15 protein-coding genes are annotated in these 22109 nt (G+C 50.1%); 8 read left to right on the top strand and 7 right to left on the bottom strand.

Features of this window, described 5'->3' with window-relative positions; genetic code table 11:
- Positions 1 to 5 precede the first annotated feature (5 nt).
- Together ABWH99_RS03515 and ABWH99_RS03510 are read right to left on the bottom strand one after the other, a co-directional pair.
- Entirely contained in the window at positions 6 to 1634 is a 1629-nt protein-coding gene (locus ABWH99_RS03515; RefSeq protein WP_375584926.1) for a SusD/RagB family nutrient-binding outer membrane lipoprotein, read from the bottom strand.
- A 19-nt stretch (positions 1635 to 1653) separates the two neighbouring features.
- Positions 1654 to 4710 (bottom strand): SusC/RagA family TonB-linked outer membrane protein, encoded by a 3057-nt coding sequence (locus tag ABWH99_RS03510; RefSeq protein WP_375584925.1) that lies wholly within the window; start codon positions 4708 to 4710, stop codon positions 1654 to 1656.
- A 550-nt stretch (positions 4711 to 5260) separates the two neighbouring features.
- Here ABWH99_RS03510 and ABWH99_RS03505 point away from each other — a divergent pair.
- On the top strand, positions 5261 to 7006 hold the full coding sequence (locus tag ABWH99_RS03505) for a PQQ-dependent sugar dehydrogenase (RefSeq protein WP_375584924.1): 1746 nt from the start codon (positions 5261 to 5263) through the stop codon (positions 7004 to 7006).
- Between the two features lie 10 nt (positions 7007 to 7016).
- Here the strand turns inward: ABWH99_RS03505 and ABWH99_RS03500 are convergent, their stop codons facing one another.
- Positions 7017 to 8246 carry an Nramp family divalent metal transporter gene (locus ABWH99_RS03500; RefSeq protein WP_375584923.1) on the bottom strand — a complete coding sequence of 410 codons (1230 nt, stop codon included), beginning with the start codon at positions 8244 to 8246 and terminating at the stop codon, positions 7017 to 7019.
- Between the two features lie 251 nt (positions 8247 to 8497).
- On the opposite strand from ABWH99_RS03500, the gene ABWH99_RS03495 reads away from it, so the two are divergent.
- The 7 genes from ABWH99_RS03495 to phnW all read left to right on the top strand — a co-directional run bounded on the left by ABWH99_RS03495 (position 8498) and on the right by phnW (position 16816).
- The gene (locus ABWH99_RS03495) at positions 8498 to 9787 is read left to right on the top strand and encodes an amidohydrolase/deacetylase family metallohydrolase (RefSeq protein ID WP_375584922.1); all 1290 of its coding nucleotides are present in this window, start codon (positions 8498 to 8500) and stop codon (positions 9785 to 9787) included.
- Positions 9788 to 9797: 10 nt separating this feature from the next.
- Positions 9798 to 11045 carry an amidohydrolase/deacetylase family metallohydrolase gene (locus tag ABWH99_RS03490; RefSeq protein ID WP_375584921.1) on the top strand — a complete coding sequence of 416 codons (1248 nt, stop codon included), beginning with the start codon at positions 9798 to 9800 and terminating at the stop codon, positions 11043 to 11045.
- Complete coding sequence (locus tag ABWH99_RS03485) at positions 11027 to 12640, top strand: aminotransferase class V-fold PLP-dependent enzyme (protein ID WP_375584920.1); 1614 nt, start codon at positions 11027 to 11029, stop codon at positions 12638 to 12640. The genes ABWH99_RS03490 and ABWH99_RS03485 overlap by 19 nt, the downstream gene beginning before the upstream one ends.
- 64 nt (positions 12641 to 12704) lie before the next feature.
- Positions 12705 to 13280 carry a RidA family protein gene (locus tag ABWH99_RS03480; protein WP_375584919.1) on the top strand — a complete coding sequence of 192 codons (576 nt, stop codon included), beginning with the start codon at positions 12705 to 12707 and terminating at the stop codon, positions 13278 to 13280.
- 135 nt (positions 13281 to 13415) lie between these two features.
- On the top strand, positions 13416 to 14606 hold the full coding sequence (egtB, locus tag ABWH99_RS03475) for an ergothioneine biosynthesis protein EgtB (protein WP_375584918.1): 1191 nt from the start codon (positions 13416 to 13418) through the stop codon (positions 14604 to 14606).
- Positions 14603 to 15541 carry an L-histidine N(alpha)-methyltransferase gene (gene egtD, locus ABWH99_RS03470; protein ID WP_375584917.1) on the top strand — a complete coding sequence of 313 codons (939 nt, stop codon included), beginning with the start codon at positions 14603 to 14605 and terminating at the stop codon, positions 15539 to 15541. Before egtB ends, egtD begins: the two co-directional genes overlap by 4 nt.
- Before the next feature lie 177 nt (positions 15542 to 15718).
- On the top strand, positions 15719 to 16816 hold the full coding sequence (phnW, locus tag ABWH99_RS03465; protein ID WP_375584916.1) for a 2-aminoethylphosphonate--pyruvate transaminase: 1098 nt from the start codon (positions 15719 to 15721) through the stop codon (positions 16814 to 16816).
- A gap of 74 nt (positions 16817 to 16890) precedes the next feature.
- Here the strand turns inward: phnW and ABWH99_RS03460 are convergent, their stop codons facing one another.
- The 4 genes from ABWH99_RS03460 to cysS all read right to left on the bottom strand — a co-directional run bounded on the left by ABWH99_RS03460 (position 16891) and on the right by cysS (position 22080).
- Positions 16891 to 18345 carry a sialate O-acetylesterase gene (locus ABWH99_RS03460; RefSeq protein WP_375584915.1) on the bottom strand — a complete coding sequence of 485 codons (1455 nt, stop codon included), beginning with the start codon at positions 18343 to 18345 and terminating at the stop codon, positions 16891 to 16893.
- Positions 18346 to 18433: 88 nt separating this feature from the next.
- Positions 18434 to 19591, bottom strand: coding sequence for a galactokinase (gene galK, locus ABWH99_RS03455; protein WP_375584914.1), 1158 nt, complete (start codon positions 19589 to 19591; stop codon positions 18434 to 18436).
- A gap of 22 nt (positions 19592 to 19613) precedes the next feature.
- Positions 19614 to 20597 carry a M28 family peptidase gene (locus ABWH99_RS03450; protein WP_375584913.1) on the bottom strand — a complete coding sequence of 328 codons (984 nt, stop codon included), beginning with the start codon at positions 20595 to 20597 and terminating at the stop codon, positions 19614 to 19616.
- On the bottom strand, positions 20587 to 22080 hold the full coding sequence (cysS, locus tag ABWH99_RS03445; protein ID WP_375584912.1) for a cysteine--tRNA ligase: 1494 nt from the start codon (positions 22078 to 22080) through the stop codon (positions 20587 to 20589). The genes ABWH99_RS03450 and cysS overlap by 11 nt, the downstream gene beginning before the upstream one ends.
- Between the last annotated feature and the right edge of the window lie 29 nt (positions 22081 to 22109).

Raw genomic sequence — 22109 nt, 5'->3', positions numbered from 1 at the left:
GTTGATTACCAAGGCTTATTCTGCTTGGCATCCCACCACAGGCGGGTAGCATTGGTGTCGCCTCCTCTGGAAGTCAACTCCGGCAGCTGCGTAGCCGCTTCAACGGCAGCGCGATTGCTATTGTACTCACCCTCCACGAAAATCAATCGTGCCATAATTTCATCCCTCGGTACGTCTACGTTATCCGAAGCAACGCGAGGATAAGGATCAGGATAACCGGTTCTTCTAAGTTCGGTCCAGGCTTCCCAGCCATCTGGATAGATCGCAATCCATTTCTGCGTGATGATTTGCTCAAGCTGGCTTTCCATGTCTCCATTTTCAAGAAAAGCGACCGGAATGTCTGATGATGCAGGCAGGTTCCAGGCGGAGTTTTCCGGATACACGACGGGAGCCGGCATGCTCATACTCGCGGTGTATGCTGCGACTTGTTCTGGAGTAGCACCAATTCGCTCTTCGGTCATGGACATTTCGATACCTTTCTCGTAAAGTTCTTTTGCGGTACCGCCCATGGCCCATCCTTCCAATGCGCCCTCGGCACGCAAGAAGTACACTTCGGCAGCGCACATCATACGGAACTCGGGTCCAGAGGCACTTCCGCCCCGGACTTCATTCAGCCAGCGAACGCCCATATCGGAAAAGGCCCGGTTAAGTGCTCCCTGATCCAGGTCGGCACGTGGAAGTCCATTTCTAACCCCTCTGTACGGTTTTCCTTCCCCAGAAGTAGTGTAATCATCGGTTGGGCTGAAATAGATTTGCATGCGGGGATCTTCGTATCCGGAAAGGATACTCTCCATCAATGCGCTCATCCGGAATTCACCCCAGTTGGTGATCGTCCAATACGGGTGTCTGGAGAAAGGCGTGGTCAATACAGCCGCATTTTCAGCATTGCTCATCATCACCCCATCGGCTACAGCCTTTTCGGCTTCTGCTTTCGCCAAGGCTGGATCTACGTATTTCACCCGCATGGCTACCCGAAGGCGTAGGGAATTCGCAAAGGTAAGCCATTGGTCGGCATTGCCTGCGTAGACCTGGTCGTGGCCTACAAAAGCCCTTGCTCCCGGATTTGCCTTCAGTGCATTCACTGCGATATCCAACTGGTTGAAAAAATCTCGGTACACAGATTCCTGCGTATCGTAGTTTACACTGGTCTCTCCATTACCGAATTCGGAGTAGATGATCGGTCCCCAATAGTCGGTGTGACGTTGGTACGCATGCACCTTTAAAACACGTCCAATGGCATTCTCAACCTCCATTCCATTCTCTTCGGTGAAGTCCACTACAAACTGAAGCAAAGGAGCCGCCTGCTGGTAGAAATAATTCCACACACCATTTGACCAGCCACCTACCTGGATGTGCCGATCGGAATCAAAGTTTGTCGCGGTATTGGCGAAATACTGAGAATAGATGTCTGCAAACAAACTTTGTGCAAGCTGAAAACCACCTGCTCCTCCACCCGGCGCACCTCTCATGGACCTCATTTGGGCGTTGGCAAATGCTTGCCCCAACAGTCCTGCGTCTACATTCGACGCAATAATCGCATTAGGGGGCGTATTGATTTCCTCAAAATCTTCGGTACAGGACACAAAGACCGCGATAGAGAAAACAATCCCTAAAGATATTTTAAATATTTTCATAGTCTTGAAATTAATGTTTTTAGAGTCCAATATTAAGATTGAAGCCATACGACCTTGCAGTTGGAGGACCAAAGGAATCAAACCCTTCTGCAGCAGCTCCGGTTCCAACGGTCACATCGGGATCAATGTTCCCAGCCTCGTTCAAGAAGAAGAACAAGTTTCGGGCAACAAAGTTAATACCCAGCGAACGAATGGGCAGATTTCCCAGTTTGCTCGAAGGAATGGTATAACCGATTACAGCCTCTCTCATCCGTATGTTGGTGGCAGAATAAGAGAAAACCTCGCCAATAGGGGCATTTCGACCGCCCATGTTTACCCAGAACTGCTCTGCAGTGATAGGAATATTGTTGGGTTCTCCCGATTCAAGCACTGCAGTCTCGTGAGTCATAAAATTCTCACCAAATATCAAACCTCCTTCTCTTCCTTCAAGCGTCTCCTCGGTCACACCGTCTGCATAGATGATCGCATTGGTAAGTGAGGCAATGCTTCCACCTTCCCGGAAGTCAATGGTAAAGTTAGCCCGGAAGTTTTTGTAGGTAAATGAATTTTGAATTCCTCCCAGCCATCTTGGATTGTAATTGGCTACATTCACGGTAAATCCCGGAGTGGTACGTGGAATCCCATTGGACCCTACGATGACTCTACCCTGGTCGTCCCGAAGGTATCCCCTGGAGTACACTTCTCCAAATGGTCTGCCTTCCTCCACCCGGTACCTTCTAAGAAAATCCCCTCCAACCTGTATGCTTGGTCGTTCGTCGTTGATTTCAACTACTAACGGAATGTTTCTGGCAAAATTCATAGAGATATCCCAGTTGAAATCCGATTTGCGAACCGGAGTCAATGTCAGGACGGTCTCTACACCGGTATTCTGTACGTTTCCTCCGTTAGTGAAAAACTGGGAAGCCCCAGAACCAACCGGCAGCGCAACGGTAAACAACTGGTTGAAGGAATTTGTCTTATAGTACGTGAAATCCAAACCAATTCGATTGTCAAGGAAGCGTAAATCGGCTCCGATTTCAATGGATTGAGTGGTCTCTGGAAGGAGGTTCTCGTTGGGAAGCGTGGTGCTCAACGATAGGTATCCACCCAATCCACCGGCAGCCAGAGAAGCCGTACGCTGCAATTGATAAGGGTTTGTATCGTTACCCACTTCTGCGAAGGAACCCCTTACTTTAGCAAAGGTGAACCACTCTGGGAATACGATCAGGTCAGAAAGGACCGCGTTCAAACCCACAGAGGGATAGAAGAAGGACCAGTTGGCACGAGGCAAGGTGGATGACCAGTCATTTCTGGCAGTAATATCCAAAAAGATGGAGTTTTTCCACGCCAGCTGGCCAAAACCATACAGGGAATTTACATTCCTTGGAGCACCTACGTTGTGCGAAGAAAGCACTTGCTGCGTATTGCTCAACGCAAAGAAGTTGGGAATCGTTAACTGAGGACCGGTGTTGGAATTAAGCCCGGAATTTCGGTTGATTCGCGCGTTTCCTCCGGCATTGACATTGAAATACCAGTCCTGATTGAGTGACTTCTCATAGGTAATCAAGAAATCCGTGTTGATCTCCATGCTCTCAGAAAAGCCTACAGAGTACCTTCCGCCCTGAGCGATGATGTACGAATCTGCCCACAACTTTTCCTCGCTATCTCCAGTAGACCGATCTAAGGCTGCCCGAGCAAGCACGTTTAGCCCCTCTGCCAGTTCATAGTTCAACGAAGTAAATGCGATGATTCGATCCAGGGTATTTCTACGCAAATTGCGATTTGCCGCCCAATAAGGGTTGGCACCACCGTTGGAGCCTGGATTGAAATAATTTTGTCGCAACAGTCCTGCCTCGTTTACGAATTCGAAGTTGGATATATCTTCGGTCCGAATATTTCGCGGGAGTCGTAGAATATGTCGGGTGGGGTTGGAGTAATTTTCACCCTGGGTTAACTGATTATCGATGTCTTGTTTGATATAGTTTATCTTCGAATCCAAGGTCAACCGATCCGTCAGCTTGTTTGTAAGTCGTAAGTTTACACTATGCCTTCCGAGCGCATTTCCCGGAACAACGCCGGCAGCATCATTAAAGGTGTAGGAAAAATACGTCTGATTCTTTTCATTTCCTCCACTGACGGTTAGCGTGGTAGCAAAGTTGTGACCGGTTTGGTAGAAATCACTCACGTTATTTGGCTGTGGAGAGAACGGATAGTTCTGGATTGCTGCATTTGGATCCGGTGACCAAAAAGCAACAGAAGAGCCGTCCAATCTTGGACCCCAGGAAAACTCCGACGCTGGCGAGTATACGCCTCCACTTCCTTGTCCAAATTCGTTTTGGAAATTAGTAAGCAATATGGGCGTGTCGAACATGTACGAAGTGTTCACATTGACTTGAAATCCACCTTCACGTCCACGTTTGGTATTTACCACAATCGCACCGTTGTTGGCACGGCTACCGTACAAGGCAGCTGCGTTTGGTCCTTTCAGTACGTTGATGCTTTCAATATCGTCTGGATTCAGATTTTCGATACCGGCGGCAGGCACACCGTCCACAATGTAAAGCGGCTGGCTGTTACCGGTTATCGACCGGTTTCCTCTCAGAATAACACGTGTAGGAGATCCTACACCACTACCGGATCGGTTGATGGACAAACCTGCTACCTTCCCGGAAAGGGAGTTCATTACGTTCAATTCCCGAGCTTGAGATAGCTCCTCTGTTTTAACGTCCTGCACCGTGTAGGTAAGCGCTTTCTTTTCTCTTTCCAGACCAAATGCCGTCACCACCACCTCGGATAGTGCCGATTCTTCCGCAGCCAGGGAAACATTTATCTGGCTGTTGTTTCCAACGGCCCTTTCCTGCTGCCCATAACCCAAATAGGAAAACACCAAGGTAGCCCCTGAACCAGGCACACTGATGCTGTATTGTCCATCAATGTCCGTGATGGTACCTGTATTGGTCCCTTTGATCAATATGCTGACTCCCGGCAAGGGGGCGTCCGCATCTGCATCGGTCACGGTTCCCGTGACCGTTCGTTCCTGAGCCATGCCTTGAAAGGCAAACAAGGCCAGAAATAAAACTAGTAAACTTCTTTTCATAAGTAAATAAACAATTGATTGAATTGGATGTTGGAATGTGTTCCAATAGTTTAACTATAACCGTCACTGTCGGAAATCGACAGTACCCTTCCGGAAACGCTCCGAAAACAATTACCTTTTAATTTGTAGTTTTTTGTATCATTCTTATTCTTGAGAATTTGATTTTCACACAAATCTTACACAATAAGGTCTGATAGGCTGGCTAGCTCGGGGTGATTTTGGGGCTAATATTAAGTAAAATTTAATTGACAAGCAACCGAATCACCTTTGAAATAATTTTTTTAATCTTTGTGCACACTTCATTTGAAAAAAAAGTCAAAGCAATCGCCTAACTCTTTAACTATTTTCATTAAGTCAAGTCACTTTTAATAGATATTATAGGCGATTTTTTCAGTAAAACCTTGCATTTTATTTCGATACTAAAAACGAATAGCCATTCAAAAACGCCGCGTCTTTATTGGATTATTCCAATTTTTAGCATTTCGCATAACCTTCTATTGTATTCCTGCGCATTTTTTACTAATTATCCCCAAAAATTTGCTACGAAGCTATGAATCACTCACTTTCCAGTTGTTATTGTTTTTTCTTCAGCCTGGCACTCCTTACTTTTTGTGTTTCCTCCTGCCAGGCCCCGCTTCCAATCGCAGATGCGGACAATGGCGGACTTACGCTTCCGGAAGGATTTGGCGCCCTGGTCGTAGTAGATAGCATCGGGCGGGGGAGGCATCTTGCTGTCAATGATAATGGGGACATTTATGTAAAACTGCGGTATGCAAAAGAGACCGGTAGCAACGTGGCACTTCGGGATACCACCGGAGACGGAAAAGCAGATATCATCCGCTATTTCGGTGCATACAAAGACGAAGGGAGCCTGGCCAACGGCATGCGAATTCACGAGGGCTACCTCTACTACAGCGCCGCAAGGGTGGTGTACCGCAGCCGACTTGAGCCTGGAAAACTGGTTCCGGATAGCCCCATGGAGGTGGTGCTGACCGATGACCACGAACACGGGATTCATTGGCACATCACCAAACCGATGTCCTTTGACAAAGAAGGCAACCTCTACGTCCCCTTCGGTAGCCCCTCCAATGCCTGCCAGGACCTGGTGAACAAACCTGGTGGCATACCCGGCTCCTCCGGGCTGGACCCCTGTCCCGAACTTATCGAACACGGCGGGGTTTGGAAATTTCCCAAGGACAAACTGGGAATGACACAGAAAGACGGTGAATTGTATGCGACCGGTATTCGCAGCGTGGTAGCCATGGATTACCATCCTGTGGACGAACAGTTGTACCTGGTCATGCATGGCAGAGACAACCTACATCTGCTGTATCCGGAAACATTTACCCCCTGGGAAAGCGCGGTTTTGCCTTCGGAGGAATTTATCCGGGTAAGAGAGGGGGGAGATTACGGGTGGCCTTATTGCTATTATGACCACCTGCAAGGAGAAAAGGTGCTGGCCCCCGAATACGGAGGAGACGGTAAAATCACAGGCAGGTGTGAAGGCATGGATGATCCGGTCATGGGATTCCCCGGGCACTGGGCGCCCAACGATTTACTCTTCTACAAAGGCGATCAATTCCCGGACCGATACAAGGGAGGGGCTTTTGTAGCCTTTCACGGCTCTACCAACCGAGCTCCCTATCCACAGTCCGGCTATTTTGTAGCCTTTGTGCCTTTTGAAAACGGACAAGCCACCGGCGACTGGGAGGTCTTCGCCAATGGATTTGCCGGAACCAATCCCATTGTCAATGTGAGTGATGCCGAATTCCGTCCCATGGGACTTGCCGAAGGTCCAGACGGTTCGCTCTACATCTCGGATTCAAACAAGGGACGAATCTGGCGCATTCTGTATACCGGCAACAAAAACCGTTTTGCTGAGTCGCAGCTTGCAGCCATGGAGGAGCAAAAGCTACAGCCCAACATCCGCAGACCTGATCCCGAAAAAGACAACCTGGATCGGGGACAACAACCCAAGGGGAACCAAGTCTACACAACCTATTGTGCTCCCTGCCATCAACGGGACGGAAAAGGAGCGAGTGGAAGAATTCCCGGGCTTCACCAGACCCACTGGGTGACCGGAGACAAAGAACGCCTGATAGGTATCGTGCTTCAGGGACTGGAAGGTGAAATAGAAGTAAATGGCGAACGATACGATAACGTCATGCCAGCCCATGGGTTCCTTGATGACGCACAAATCGCCAGCGTATTGACCTTTATCCGGCAAAATTTCGGCAATCAGGCCGATGCAGTCCTGCCTGAAGAGGTAGCCGCCCAGCGCTCCGATCTCCGCTAACAAGCGGGCATTAGCCTTTCACCAGTTCCATCAACGCCAAATACCCCGTGTAGGAAATCATACAGGCAAAGACCAGGGCCGCTACCAGGCCGAAGTTGAGCCAGATGCCTGCACGGTGGTCGCCCATCAGCTTCTTTTGGTTGATAAGGTATAGCATGCAGGCAATCACCAGGGGCAAGACGAAGACCGCCGCCACCTGGGTTACTATTTGGGCAAAAATGGGATTTGCCCCGAGGATGGGTACGGTAAGACCAACCAGGCAGGCAATACCGGTTAGCACTTTAAACCTGGGAGAACGGGTGTCCAGCTCGCCTTCCTTGTAATCCGCGACTAGAAGTGGCGCCACCATCAGAATGGGGAAAACCGAGGAAAGACCGGCACTCAGTGCTCCGGTCATAAATAAGGCCACGGCAAACTTCCCTGCCACCGGCTCCAGGGTGTACACCATGTCCATCACCTTTTCGATGGTCTTGCCTTCCGCATACAATGCTCCGGTAGCCGCTGCCATGATTGACAGGTTGATTACCAGCATCAGCAGTGCACTGATCCACGCGTCTTTGGATTGTTCTGCCGTATGGGCAGGGCCCCAGCCTTTTCCTTTCATCAAGAGAGGCCGAACCACGAAGGTAGGAGCTGCCATGGTGGTCCCCACAAAGGCCGCTACCAGGAGCTTTCCGTCCGCTACATCCGGCACGGAAGGCACAAGCCCGGCAAATATCTGGCCCGGATCCGGCAGTACCACGAACATGGATATGATGAAGGAAATCCCCATGACCGTCACAAACACGATCAGCACCTTTTCGAAAAATGAATATTGTCCCACCAGCAGCAAGGCATACATCAATACGATCAATCCGATGGCGATGCCAAGCACCGCCCAATACGAGTCTCCCGAAACCCCCGGAAAAAACAACACAACCATTTCATAGATGGCATTGGCACTCAAACCCAGGATACCCGACAGGGAATTCCACTGAGCCAGAATGATGCCTCCTACCACAAGAATGGAAATCAACTTGCCCCCCTTCAGTTTGGTTTTGAAGCTGTAAATGGAGGTCTGACCGGTAATGACCGCATACCGTCCATAGGCCTCCATCAACACCCAGGAAAACACACAACTGAGCACCAATACCCAAAGCAGTTGCATCCCAAACTGGCTGCCGGCTTTTGCCATGGAAGTTACACTGCCGGTACCAACCGTGTAGCCAATGCAGAAAATTCCAGGCCCGATCCCAAGCATCCAAAGCCAAATTTTTTGTAAAAGGTTATTTTGGGGTGTATTGTTTGTTGCGTTCATACGAGGACGGGACATGCTTTGGTTAGAACGCCGTTAAATTGACTATTTTTATCCTCAATACAAAGCGAAAGTTCCTTTTGCCGGTCCATTTATGGAATACCGCTTTGTTAAAACATTTTTTTTTGCAATATTTCCGTACTTCCTATTAGGAATTCCACAGGTAATTGCTTGTTACACCCAAAACCCATTTCTCCTTGAACGCATCCATCTGCTCTATCGAGTCCCTGAGACGTCGCCTGCTTGCACTTTTTGCCTGTCTGCTAGTTGCATGGGCCCCAGCCCTTTCTCAGGAAATTGACCTCTTGCTTAAGGGAGGCCATGTATTAGATCCCAAAAACGGGATCAACGAACCGATGGACCTGGCGATCATCGGCAAGACGATCGTAAAAGTCGAAAAAAATATTCCGGCAAATCAGGCAAAAAAAGTTCTGGACATTGAAGGATTGTACCTTACACCCGGCCTGGTGGATATGCACGTGCATGTATTTCACGGGACCGACACCGATTCTTACATCGCCAATGGCCTGACCAGCCTGCCACCGGACGGGTTTACCTTCCGGTCTGGCGTCACTACGGTGGTCGATGCCGGATCCTCCGGATGGCGAAATTTCCGCCAGTTTAAAAAACAAACCATCGATCGATCACAAACACGGGTACTGGCCTTTCTGAATATCGTGGGCACGGGCATGTACGGCAGATACGAAGAACAGGATGTCATGGACATGAATCCGACCATGACAGCGAACATGATTCGCCGTTTGTATCCAGATATACTGGTAGGCATTAAATCCGCTCATTATTGGGGAGATTTCACCCAGGTGGACCTAGCAGTAGAAGCAGGTAAGCTGGCCCAAGTACCCGTGATGGTTGATTTTGGCGAGCACCAACCCCCCAATTCCATTGAATCTTTATTTATGGAGCACCTGCGTCCCGGCGATATTTTCACCCACACGTTTTCCTACGGGCCCGCCAACCGGGAGACCATTGTAGACGAACAGCTGAAAGTAAAGCCGTTTATTTTCGAGGCGCAGAAACGGGGAATCCGCTTCGACGTGGGTCATGGCGGTGGTGCGTTTTCATTTCGGCAAGCCATCCCCGCCATAGAGCAGGGCTTTTTACCGAATGTGATCAGCTCAGACCTGCACAAAGACAGCATGAATGGCGGATTTAAGGACATGGCCAATCTCTTGTCCAAGTTTATGAACATGGGACTAAGCCTGGAAGAGGTCATCGAACGAGCCACCTGGATGCCTGCTCAAGTGATCAACCGGGAGGATTTGGGAAACCTGGACGTGGGAGCCGAAGCGGACATTGCGGTATTCCGGCTGGTGGAAGGAAACTTTGGATTTCAGGACATCCGGCGAACAAAAATCGATGGAGACCGGCGGTTGGAAACCGAATTAACCTTGCGGGCAGGAAGAATCGTTTGGGACCTGAATGGTATTAGCGCACCCTACTGGGAGTCTGAAATTAGCGACCGATAACCCTCGTTAAATGAAACAATGCCTGCTTTTTTTCCTGGGGATGCTCCTTTTTATCCCCCTTTTTGGTCAGGAATTTGACCTATTGATCCAAAACGCCTACCTGGTCGATGCCAGAAATGCCCGTCGGGATACCCTGGACGTAGGCATAGCGAATGGAAAAATTGCGCAGGTTGCTCCTTCGATCGATGCCAGTCGGGCAGAGAAAGTAATCGATGCATCCGGGTTAATTTTAAGCCCGGGACTCATCGATACACACACCCACGTATTCGTAGGCAGTAAGGCGCGTACCTTTGCCGATGGTTTTTCCAGCGTTTCACCGGATGACTTTTCGTTTCGATCGGGTGTCACCACCGTAGTGGATGCCGGTACTTCCGGTTGGAGAAACTTTGAGACCTTCAAAAAAAACGTCATTGACGCCTCTCAAACGCGGGTGTTGGCTTTTTTAAATATTGCAGGTTCAGGCATGAGCGGCAATCCCAGCCAGGAAAATCTGGAAGACATGGATGCTGAAATGGCTGTGGAAATGATTCAAAGGTACCCGGATCATTTAGTCGGAATAAAAATCGGCCATTACACGGGAGCGGAATGGCTGCCTTTTGATCGCGCAATACTGGCCGCGGAAACGGCCAAAAAACCCTTGTTGGTGGAATGCCACCTGCCGCAATACACCCTGGCCGAGCAACTTGGAAAAATGCGACCGGGAGATATCCTGACCCACAGTTTTGAGGAGATCGACGAACGCATGCCCATCGTGGATGAACAGGGGCGCCTGCGTCCCTTCGTACAAGCGGCCTATGAGCGAGGGATAATCTTCGATGTGGGGCACGGTGGAGCCGGGTTCTGGTTCAGTCAGGCCATTCCTGCCTTGCGTCAAGGCCTGGCTCCGCATACCTTCGGAACCGATCTGCACAGGTTTAGCATGAACGCAGGAATGAAAAATATCCTGAATGTGATGTCCAAATTCATCGCCATGGGCATGGAAACGGAAGAAGTCATCAAACGGGCTTCCTGGCAGGCTGCCCAAGCCATACAGCGCCCGGATTTAGGGCATTTGAGCGAAGGAGCGGTAGCCGATTTGACGCTACTGAAACTGCATGAAGGGAAATTTGGCTTTGTTGACGCTGCCGGAAACCGAATTGCAGGGAAACAAAAATTGGAAGCAGAATTGACCATGAAAGGTGGTAAGGTCGTGTACGACCTGAATGGTCTGACAGCGAAAACGTATAACGAAAACACGATATGGATAGACGAGAAATGATTAAAAACCTGGCCATACTGCCAGTAGGCGGAAGCCTTATGGGCATGTCGCCCTTATTGGACCAGAGAAAAAAGCCAACCGGTCCACTGTCTCTGGACGAAAACATTTACCGCTCCCTGGGTGTGGAACCTATCATCAACTGCAGGGGTACTTTCACCATTATCGGTGGATCCATCGAACGCCCGGAGGTACATCAAGCCATGGCAGCGGCAGGTAAAAACTTTGTGCAATACGATGAATTGGCTTTTGCTATTGGAGAAAGACTGGCAGAAATCACCAAGGCAGAATTTGGCATCATCACCGCGGGCTGTGCAGCCGCCATGAAACATGCCACAGCAGCCTGCGTCACCGGGGGTAATCCGGAAAAACTCCTGCGAATTCCCGATCTCTCCGGAATGGAGAAAACCGAAGTAATCGTTCCCAGGCACTCGCGTAACGTCTACGACCATGCGGTGCGAAACGTAGGAGTGACCATCGTGGAGGTCAATAGCCCTGAGGAGTTGGAGCGAGCCATTAATCCCAAAACGGCGATGATCTACCTCATTTCAGGTAGAGGAGCTGCTACCGGACAGCCCTTATCATTGGAAAACATTGCCCGAATCGCCAAAAAACAAGAAGTGCCCATACTGATGGACGCCGCTGCAGAGAATCTGACGATTCCCTGCGTACACTTTGAAAGAGGGGCAACCATGGTAGCGTACAGCGGAGGAAAAGCCATTTGCGGACCGCAGTGTGCGGGGCTGTTACTCGGACGAAAAGACCTGATGCTTTCCGCCTGGCAGGCCAGCTCCCCCCATCATGGACCGGGACGAGACAACAAAGTCGGCAAGGAAGAAATGTTGGGCATGCTTGCCGCCGTGGAAGCGTGGACTACCCGAGACCATGAAAAGGAATGGGACACCTGGATGGAATGGCTAAATCAAATCGCCGACCGGGCTACCAAGGTTAAGGGGGTCAGCTTTCAGATCAACCAACCCTACGACCTTAACAACCGCGCGCCCATGCTACAGATCCTTTGGGATCCGGAACAATTACACATCACGGGTGAGGAAGTGGCCGAGCGCTTCGGTCGCACTCCTCCACGTATCGCCGTCGGAAGTCGCAATCAGGACGGACTTACCTCCATCACCATTAGCCCCAATCAAATGCAGGCCGGAGAAGCCAAAGTAGTCGCTGACCGGATCCACCAAACGCTTTCGGAAAAAAGAAAAGCTCCCGACAAGTCGCTGATCCCGCCGGCCGCTACCATTAGTGGTAGCTGGGAAGTAGAAATGAGTTTCTTTAGCAGCAAAAGCACCCATCAATGGATCTTGAATCAGGATGGGAACTGGCTGAATGGCACGCATATGAGTGATTTTGCCAAGCAAGACCTCTATGGAAGTATTGAGGGAGACAAAGTCGTTTTGCGAAGCAATTTCCGAAAACCCGGCGACTCGGTGGTCTTCATGTTTACCGGGAAGCTTCAGGGAGAAAGCCTGGAAGGAGAAGTCTTTATGGGCGAATACCTAACGGCTCGTTTCAGCGCCAAAAAGTCCGGATCACAACCAAGAAGAGAACGAATCATGGTGCCTTCAGGCCCTCCATTGGCCACCTAAAATAAGACCAGGCCCCATCCACCCAAAATGACCGGATTCAACCACCGTAAAAATAAACAATCGTATGAAAGACTATGCACTTTTGCTGTCATTGTCCATCCTGACACTCATTTCTTGTGCGCCACCCTCCTCCGAGGTTCGGGAAGAACCCGCTCCCATGCAACAGGAGCAGGAGGGTCCGGACGTCGAGCAACGCATCCAAGAGCTGGGCATTGAACTGATCTTGCCCAACCCGCCTACTGCCAATTACCTTAAAGCCAAAACCGTCGGAAATACGGTATACCTGGCCGGACATGGACCAGACCGGCCCGACGGAAGCCAGGTGATTGGTAAACTGGGTTCTGACCTGGAATTGGAAGAAGGCATCGAAGCAGCCCGGTTTACAGGTATATCCTTACTTTCGTCCCTAAAAGCCGAAATAGGAGATCTAAACCGGGTAAAAAACATCGTACGCGCCCAGGGCATGGTCAATGCGGATCCTTCATTCAAGCAACACTCCCAGGTAATCAATGGTTTTTCTGACCTAATGGTAGAGGTATTTGGCGAAAAAGGCAAACATGCCCGGGCCGCCATTGGCATGAGTTCCCTCCCTAACAATATCGCAGTTGAGATCGACATGATCGTCGAACTTTATGAGTAATTGATTTCATTTTCTAAAGAAGGGTACTAATTTTATCCTTTCCCAAAAACCAATCAGGCGGGGAGCGAAATACCTTCCCGCCTGATATAGGTTTGGGTGAAACCTGTAACAACTGCCATAAAAATTAGTCATTGTATGCCAATGGAACCCATCCAAACGGAATCCACCTTACAAGCACTCATCCGCCAATTTCAAGACTGTCGTCACCAAACGGAGCAGCTCTGCGCTCCACTAACACCGGAAGACCATGTGCCTCAGCCGACGGTGGATGTCTCTCCTCCAAAATGGCACCTGGCCCACACCACCTGGTTTTTTGAGCAGTTTCTTCTCGGTCCGTTCAATCCGGAGTACCGGGTTTACGATGCCGATTTCGCGTACTTATTCAATAGCTACTATAACAATGCCGGGAAGCGAATCCTGCGGCCAAACAGGGGCCTGATGAGCCGGCCTCCCGTACAGGAAGTCATGAACTACCGGGCGCATGTAACCCAGGCGGTAACCGACTTTATTTCCTCCGGCAGCGCAGACGCCCGAATCCTTGAGGTGCTTACGCTGGGCATCCACCACGAACAACAACACCAGGAATTGCTGGTCTACGATATCAAATACATACTCGGCCACCAACCTACCTTTCCGGTTTACGGAGAAGCCTTCGGCCTGCAAGCGGAAAAACAGGAATTCAGCTGGATTCCCATGGACGAGGGCATATATTCGATCGGATACCAGGGAAACGGCTTTTGCTACGACAACGAATTGGCCAGGCACCGGGTATTTCTGGAGCCCTTCCGCATTGCCAACAAACTGGTCACCAATGGGGAATTCATGGAATTTATCGCCTCCGGCGCCTACTCGGATTTTAACCTTTGGCATGCAGACGGCTGGGACTACCTGAAAGCCAATCAGCTGTCAGCGCCCTTGTACTGGCATCGGCTGGACGGCCAATGGCTACAATACAGCCTTAACGGGCTGGTTCCGGTAGATCCTGCAGCGCCCGTCCAACACGTAAGTTTTTACGAAGCCTTTGCATTTGCAGAGTGGCAGGGCAGTCGCCTGCCGACTGAATTTGAATGGGAGGCCGCTGCAGGACAGTTTTCATGGGGCCAGCTCTGGGAATGGACTGGCAGTGCGTACCTTCCCTATCCCGGATTTCAAAAAGCCCCCGGTGCTTTGGGCGAATACAACGGTAAATTCATGATAAATCAACAAGTCCTGAGAGGAGCATCGGTGGCGACCGCACCGGACCATAGCCGAAACAGCTACCGGAACTTTTTCGCTCCACCTTCCCGATGGATCTTTTCAGGTATCAGACTTGCCAATTCCCTATGAAGCCTACCGCTTTCGAAAAAGACGTAGTCGACGGACTCAACGCTTCCCCGAAAAAACTATTTTCCAAGTATTTTTACGACGATAAGGGCTCAGCGCTCTTTCAGCAAATCATGCAGCTGCCCGAGTACTATCTCCCGGCCTGCGAAACCGAAATACTAACGGAAAAGTCCAGCCGACTTATCGACAAACTTCCCCGGAAAAACTACGAAGTAGTCGAACTGGGAGCCGGAGATGGCACCAAAACCGCGCTCTTCCTGGAAAGCCTTATCCGGGGAGGTAAAACCGTTCGCTACCTCCCGCTGGATATTTCGCCCGATATTTTGGAATTCAATCGGGACTATATGCGCAAAAGAATCCCAGGCCTCCCCGTAGAACCGATCCCCGGCGACTACTTCCATACACTGGAAACCATCAAGACACGAAAAACTCCCAAAATCATCCTATTTTTAGGCTCCAATATTGGGAATTTCGAGGGGAAGAAAGCCCTCGAGTTCATTACTTTTGTAAAAAAATACCTGAACGAGGGAGATCACTTCCTGCTAGGCGTGGATCTCAAGAAAAACCCCCGCACGATTCTGGCCGCTTACGACGATGCTGCCGGCATCACCAAGAAATTTAATTTAAATCTTCTCGAACGGATCAACCGGGAACTGGCAGCGAACTTTATTTTAGCAAACTTTGACCACTATGCCAGCTATAACCCCGTCTCCGGGGCAACGAACAGCTACCTGATCAGCAAGAAAGCCCAACAGGTCCTGGTTGCGGGAAACCTCGTTTATTTCAGGGCATTTGAACCCATTCACATGGAGGTGTCTCAGAAATACAGCCTGGACGACCTGGAAACTATCCGCGAACAAGCGGGCTTCCATTCCGTACAGCATTTTACCGATAGTCGAAGCTATTTCAGCATCAGTCTTTTCCAAACCCAGGCGTAAAAATCGCGGTCCGGACGGCTGTTTTGCCCCGTGCAATGAGCGGAGCCCTTCCTCATTTCAAAGACATGAGCCAGCCGGATCGCGCTACCCATGAAAACCAGTTGGAAAGTTGTCTGATTCCCAAGAATTCCCTTTTCGATCCACTATATTTAGGGAATTAATTTTAGCTAGTTTACAATGATACCAGAAAACCCTTACCTGCTCCTTACACCCGGGCCCTTGAGTACCAGCAAAACCGTTCGTGCTGCCATGAACCGCGACTGGTGTACCTGGGACTCCGACTATAACGGTCTCGTTCAAACAATCCGAGCCAGATTAGTAGAATTGAGCCAGGGGGGATCCGCGTATACCTCCGTTTTAATGCAGGGGAGCGGGACGTTTTCGGTGGAGGCTGTTCTTTGGACCTGTCTGAAACCGGACAGTACGTTGTTGGTAGTTTCAAATGGTGCATACGGAAAGCGAATGGCTCGGATTGCGTCTCAAATGGGGGCCAATTTGCGTGTACTAACGTTTCCAGAAGGAAGCCAGCCAGACCCTGAAGCCGTGGAAAAAACCTTGCAGGAATATCCGGAAATCAGTCATGTGGGCATGGTGCATTGCGAAACCACCACGGGTATGCTGAACCGATACATCCCCATTGCGGATTTGGCAAGCAAGTGGGAAAAGGTCTTTATCCTGGATGCCATGAGTAGCTTTGGTGGTATTCCTCTGGATATACGGGCACCAAAAATCGACTTCCTCATCAGCAGCGCCAATAAGTGCATACAGGGCGTTCCGGGCTTTGGTTTTGTCCTGGCCGACCGCAGGCGGCTTCAGGAGTGCGAAGTAAACTCAAAAAGTCATTCACTGGACCTGGTCGATCAATGGCAAACAATGGAGACGAACCAAGGCAAATGGCGATTTACCTCCCCTACCCACACCGTTCGGGCATTTTTGCAAGCCTTGTCAGAGTTGGACGAAGAAGGCGGGGTAGAGGCCAGGTACCGACGCTACTGTGAAAACCACCGGCTGCTGGTGCAGGGAATGGAAGCCTTGGGAATCCAGGCCTTTTTGCCCCCTACGGACCAATCGCCCATTATCACCGCCTTCCGTGAACCGGCTGCTCCAAACTTCTCGTTCGAAAAGCTCTACAACCTATTGAAATCGGAAGGATTTGTCATCTATCCGGGAAAGGTCTCCCAGGCTCCAACGTTTCGTATTGGACATATTGGTCATGTATTTCCGGAGGACATTCGCCAGTTGCTAAACGCAGTAGAACGGATAAAATTTTGGTAAACAAAAAAGCGCCTGGAAATCCCCGATCAGGTCGTGGATTTTCCAGGCACTGGTTTCAACCGACAGGGACTCCGTTACTTTTTACCGTAGGTGATTCCCTCCCAATCGTCCGTTCGGAAAGGATTGGCAGGAAGCCCTTCCTCGTTGTACAGATTGACATCGTCCGGATTGTCCGCCCAGCCGTATCGTACTGCGACCGGTTGCGCGATATCTCCGGTTTCCAAAACGACTTGATTTCCATCCTGGTATCCTTTCACCCAGTGAAATTGTTTATCAGCACCTGCTACCGCAAAGCCTTTCACATAGCCGTATTTGTCCTTCACCCATAAGCCGGACCCCAGGTGATCAAAACTGACCCGGATCCGATCGCCCTGAATCTCCATGGATTTGAAGGTAGGGCCGCTATAAACCAGATCCATGCCATAGGCCACTTTTTTCGCCGCAAGGGCCAGCCTTTCTGCAACCGTCCATTTGTCTCTGGGATGGATATCGTCTGCTTCCCCTTTGTCTATAATGACCGCCTGCGCGGTGTTGGGAAGGGAAAGGGTCATGCTCTGCGCCTCTCTCAGCTCCGCCCAATCGCTATCTTCGGGGTTTTCTTTCGGCTGCTTGAAATTCGCCAGCTGTACCCAGATAAACGGAAAATCTCCCTGTCCCCATTGCTTGCGCCAATCCCGGATCATTAGCGGAAAAATCTCCCGGTATTGATATGCCCTGCCGGCATTGGATTCCCCCTGATACCACAAGGCTCCCTTTATGGCAAAGGGGATGACCGGCTCCAGCATGCCGTAATACAAACTGGTGGGCCAATTGTTCGGTCTCCGGACTTCAGGATCTGAAAAATCGGCGGGACCCTCCGCCTGGTTCGTAGCGATTCGCTGACTAAAGTCTTCATGGGAGGCCAGCGCTTCTGCACTCGTCCAGGCTTCGGAAACGGTGCCTCCCCAATTGATATCCAACAATCCGATGGCAACATCCATGTCCGCCTGAATTCGCCGCGCAAAATAATACCCAATCGCAGAAAAATTTTCGACGGAGGCTGGCGTACAAATCGACCATTTGGCTTCTGCTACGTCATCAAGGGGTTTCAGATTCATGTTTCTACCCACCTCAAACAACCGAATGTTGGGGTAATCGGCTACCTTGATGCTGTCTTCTCCATTGTTGGTGTTTTTTAAGGCCCACTCCATGTTAGACTGCCCGCCAAGCATCCACACGTCTCCCATCATGACATTTTCGTAGGAAAAAGATTCCTTGTTGGTGCTTACGGTTAATACATAAGGACCACCTTTTGGGAAAGCACCCATTTTTAGCTCCCAGGCGCCTTCTTTATCCGCCCTTACCCGGTATTCCTGTCCTTGAAAACTGACGATCACCCGTTGTCTGGGGTCTGCCGTACCCCACACGGGAATTTCCTGCCCCCGCTGCAACACCATGTGATCGGCAAATACTTTCGGCAATTTGAGTTCTGCGTGTACCTGAAACATCCACAGGCTCAGGAAGAAAACCATCCCAATTCTTTTCATCATTATCTGGATTTAGTGTAGTAAAAAAACATTCGATAATATACGGGATTTTAATCAAAAAATGGGTGTTTTTTGGGTAATAGCTTATTTTTTATTGCTGGAAATAGAGCTCGGTTCCATCCACTGCATTCACCTCGTAGGCCTTCAGATGGATGCCAAATCGCTTGTCGTAGGCGGTGGAAATTTTGTCAATAAAGGCCTGCCTGGCGGATTTCTTTACCAGATTCAATGTACAGCCTCCAAAACCACCTCCCATCATGCGGGAGCCCATCACCTCTGGAAGTTCCCGGGTAAATTCGACCAGAAAGTCGAGCTCGGGACAACTCACCTCGTAGTCTCTGGAAAGCCCTTCGTGGGACCGGTACAAATAAGCGCCTAAACGATCCAAGTCCTTTCTTTCCAGTGCCTCACAACTTTGAATTACCCGCTCGTTTTCCTGGATTACAAAGGAACAGCGTTGAAAAACCGTATCCGGTAGCTGGTCTTTGACCAAGCTTAGCTGTGCGTAATTTACATCCCGAAGACTGCTGACCTGGGGATAATGGGCCTGCAGCAGGGTTACTCCCTGTCTGCATTCCTCCCGACGTTCGTTATACGCCGAATCGGCCAAGGAATGAGAAACCCTGGAGTCACACAACAGCCACTGGTGATCGCCCAGGTCTACCGGAAAGTAGGCATAGTCCAATGAGCGACAGTCCAAACGTATGGCCTGTTGTTCTTTACCCATCATGGAGGCGAACATGTCCATGATACCGCACTTGACACCGGCAAACTCGTGCTCGGCTTGCTGGGAGTACTTTACCAGGTCCAACCTGTCCACGTTCAACTCAAACAAGGTAGACAATCCCATTCCTACGCCATTTTCCAGCGCGGCGGAGGAGGACAAGCCTGCTCCGATGGGAATATCTCCTCCAAATACACAATCGAACCCATCGAGTACATACCCTGCCTTCGCGAGTTGGGCAGCCACTCCCATGACAAAGTTAATCCATCCCGTTCCCGGACGCATGTCGCGCAGCATAAAAGTCTGCTCCTGTTCAAAATCCCTGGAATATACCCGGCAACTTTCTCCCGAATTCCTGGCAAAAGCGAGGTAGATGTACTTATCTATTGCAGCCGGGAGCACATATCCTTCGTTGTAATCGGTGTGCTCACCGATAAGGTTGATCCGCCCCGGAGAACGAATCAGCAGGGGCTCGGCGCCGTATTTTTCCAGAAAGGTCTCACGAATCAATTGAGGAAGGGACATAAAATGGCTCGTTTCGAAGTAGTTAATCTTCCTGGTAAAGGGTGAACAAAACCGTTTGGCCTACCACAGAAAGGGTCTTTTTATCAATCAATTCCATGCTGTCATCGTGGGTATGGTGGTAATGACCAAAGCCGTAATCCGGACTGTATTCGATGATATTGATCATCGGAATGTTGGCATTCTGATTCACAAACAGGTGGTCATCGGTGATGGCTTCCGACCGACGCATGGGGAAAAATTCACCGTGCCCCAGGCGGTGCGCGTAGTTCCACACCCGGTCCACCAGATTTTTGGCATATTGCACGGAATAGCCTTCTTTGTAAAAACGGGCGTTTCTTCCACCCACCATGTCAAGCAATATCCCGTAATACGCGGAATATCCCCTGACATGAGGATTTTTGGACCAATGTTGTGAACCAAGGCACCACCAGATCTGGCTGGTATCCCGGAAGTTTTGGTGTTCGGGCTCTCCATCGTCCTCTCCATCGAAAAATACGATATCGACTCCTACCTCTGGCTGCAGGCTATCGGTATGCAGTAGCCGGGCAATTTCCAACAACACGCCCACGCCGCTTCCGCCATCATTTGCTCCATCAATGGGTTCGTCGATCCGTTCGGTATCCTTATCCGCAATGCGACGCGTATCCCAGTGGGCTGCCAACAAAATCCGTTTAGTCGCTTCCGGACGGTACGTTCCGATGATGTTTGTTAGTTCCAGATTTTTGCCATCGTAGGCCCTGGCCGTAAATTCCTGCTCCGTTACCGAAAAGCCGTACGCTTCCAGTTTTTTGACCAACCAATCTCCGGTCTCCCGGTGAGCCTGCGTATTGGGTACTCTCGGACCAAAGGCTACCTGCTTTTCGATAAACGTATAGGCGGAATCGGCATTGAAGGAAGGAAAGGGTTTCGCTGTAAATTCCGATGTGGACGTCTCTTCTGTGACTTTCTGATCTCCGCAGGACCACAAAAGTAGTGTCAGGAGCACCAGGCAACTGTTATTCTTCATATCCCCAATCGATTTTCTCTTTCATGTCTTTGACGATAAGGCCGGCAGCCTTCAGCCCGGCCCGGATTCGATCTACTTTTTGATAGTCCCGGGCGGTCTTTGCACTCCCGTACAAATCCAGTATCACCTGCAATAATTGCTCCTGATTGTCTCCTTTTTCCTCTATCAATCCCAGAATATCGGAAATAAACCCACAGAATGTATGAATGAGTTCGTCAAACACCTTTTCACCCAATTGAGCAGGGTGCAGGTGCCCGGTATACAGGCTGTTTATTTTCTTCAACAGATTAAACAAGTGGCCGGTTGCCTGGGCCGTATTAAAGTCGTCGTCCATGGAAGCAAAGGCAGCGTCCATGCTTTGGCGAATCTGCCCAACCTGCTTTTCATCCGGACTTATGGAGGGATCCTCCCGGTACTCCAGGCTTTTGGCGATGCGGTACCCGTTGATTAGTTTCTTATACCCTTTCTGCGCAGCCTGTAGCGCCTGGTTGGAAAAATCCAGTGTGGAGCGGTAATGAGCTGTCAGGATAAAATACCGCACCGTCATGGGGCTGTAGGGCTGTTCGAGGCGCTCGTGGTCTCCCTGAAAAAGCTGCTGCAGCGTAATAAAATTACCGAGCGATTTGCCCATTTTCTGCCCATTGATGGTAATCATGTTGTTATGCAACCAATATTTAGCCGGATCGGTATGGTTGCAAGCATTTCCCTGGGCAATTTCACATTCGTGGTGAGGAAACATCAGGTCCATGCCACCTCCATGGATGTCAAACTGACTACCCAGATATTTTGAACTCATGGCGGTGCATTCAAGGTGCCATCCGGGAAAGCCCAGGCTCCAGGGAGAGGCCCATTTCATCAGGTGTTCAGGGCTTGCCTTTTTCCAAAGTGCGAAATCCAGCGGGTTTCTTTTCTCGGATTGGCCATCTAGTTCCCTACTACCACTCATGAGTTCTTCGACCACCCTGCCGGACAGGCGCCCGTATTTTTTGATTTCATTGTAAGCTAGAACATCAAAATACACGCTGCCATTCACTTCGTAAGCGAGTCCTTCGTCGAGGATTTGCTCCACCAGCCGGATTTGCTCCGGGATGTGTCCGGTAGCCCGGGGTTCGATGCTAGGGCGAAGGGTATTGAGCAATTCCATGTCACGGTGGTAGGAGGTAGCGTATTGTTGGGCCACTTCCATGGGTTCAAGCTGCTCGAGCTTGGCTTTTTTTGCAATTTTGTCCTCACCTTCGTCCGCATCCGCCTCCAGATGTCCCACATCGGTGATATTTCGTACGTATCGTACCTTGTAACCCAAATAGGTAAGGTAACGGTAGACCACATCAAAGGTGACCGCCGCTCTCGCGTGGCCAAGGTGCGCATCGCCGTATACCGTGGGACCGCAGACATACATGCCCACATGGGGAGGTTTCAGGGGCTCGAAAAAGACTTTGTTTCTGGATAAGGTATTGTATATTTTTAACTTTTTTGAATGCATGGGGCAAATTTATCAAACTTTCAATACTT

The sequence above is a fragment of the Cyclobacterium xiamenense genome (assembly GCF_042140265.1).
In the GTDB taxonomy this organism is placed as follows: domain Bacteria; phylum Bacteroidota; class Bacteroidia; order Cytophagales; family Cyclobacteriaceae; genus Cyclobacterium; species Cyclobacterium xiamenense_A.
This window is presented reverse-complemented; position numbering and strand designations above follow the sequence as displayed.

What these genes read in the sequence shown, in the direction of transcription:
- ABWH99_RS03515 (WP_375584926.1), bottom strand. Translation starts at nt 1,634, where the DNA reads ATGAAAATATTTAAAATATCTTTAGGGATTGTTTTCTCTATCGCGGTC.
- ABWH99_RS03510 (WP_375584925.1), bottom strand. Translation starts at nt 4,710, where the DNA reads ATGAAAAGAAGTTTACTAGTTTTATTTCTGGCCTTGTTTGCCTTTCAA.
- ABWH99_RS03505 (WP_375584924.1), top strand. Translation starts at nt 5,261, where the DNA reads ATGAATCACTCACTTTCCAGTTGTTATTGTTTTTTCTTCAGCCTGGCA.
- ABWH99_RS03500 (WP_375584923.1), bottom strand. Translation starts at nt 8,246, where the DNA reads ATGCTTGGGATCGGGCCTGGAATTTTCTGCATTGGCTACACGGTTGGT.
- ABWH99_RS03490 (WP_375584921.1), top strand. Translation starts at nt 9,798, where the DNA reads ATGAAACAATGCCTGCTTTTTTTCCTGGGGATGCTCCTTTTTATCCCC.
- ABWH99_RS03485 (WP_375584920.1), top strand. Translation starts at nt 11,027, where the DNA reads ATGGATAGACGAGAAATGATTAAAAACCTGGCCATACTGCCAGTAGGC.
- ABWH99_RS03480 (WP_375584919.1), top strand. Translation starts at nt 12,705, where the DNA reads ATGAAAGACTATGCACTTTTGCTGTCATTGTCCATCCTGACACTCATT.
- egtB (WP_375584918.1), top strand. Translation starts at nt 13,416, where the DNA reads ATGCCAATGGAACCCATCCAAACGGAATCCACCTTACAAGCACTCATC.
- egtD (WP_375584917.1), top strand. Translation starts at nt 14,603, where the DNA reads ATGAAGCCTACCGCTTTCGAAAAAGACGTAGTCGACGGACTCAACGCT.
- phnW (WP_375584916.1), top strand. Translation starts at nt 15,719, where the DNA reads ATGATACCAGAAAACCCTTACCTGCTCCTTACACCCGGGCCCTTGAGT.
- ABWH99_RS03460 (WP_375584915.1), bottom strand. Translation starts at nt 18,345, where the DNA reads ATGATGAAAAGAATTGGGATGGTTTTCTTCCTGAGCCTGTGGATGTTT.
- galK (WP_375584914.1), bottom strand. Translation starts at nt 19,591, where the DNA reads ATGTCCCTTCCTCAATTGATTCGTGAGACCTTTCTGGAAAAATACGGC.
- ABWH99_RS03450 (WP_375584913.1), bottom strand. Translation starts at nt 20,597, where the DNA reads ATGAAGAATAACAGTTGCCTGGTGCTCCTGACACTACTTTTGTGGTCC.
- cysS (WP_375584912.1), bottom strand. Translation starts at nt 22,080, where the DNA reads ATGCATTCAAAAAAGTTAAAAATATACAATACCTTATCCAGAAACAAA.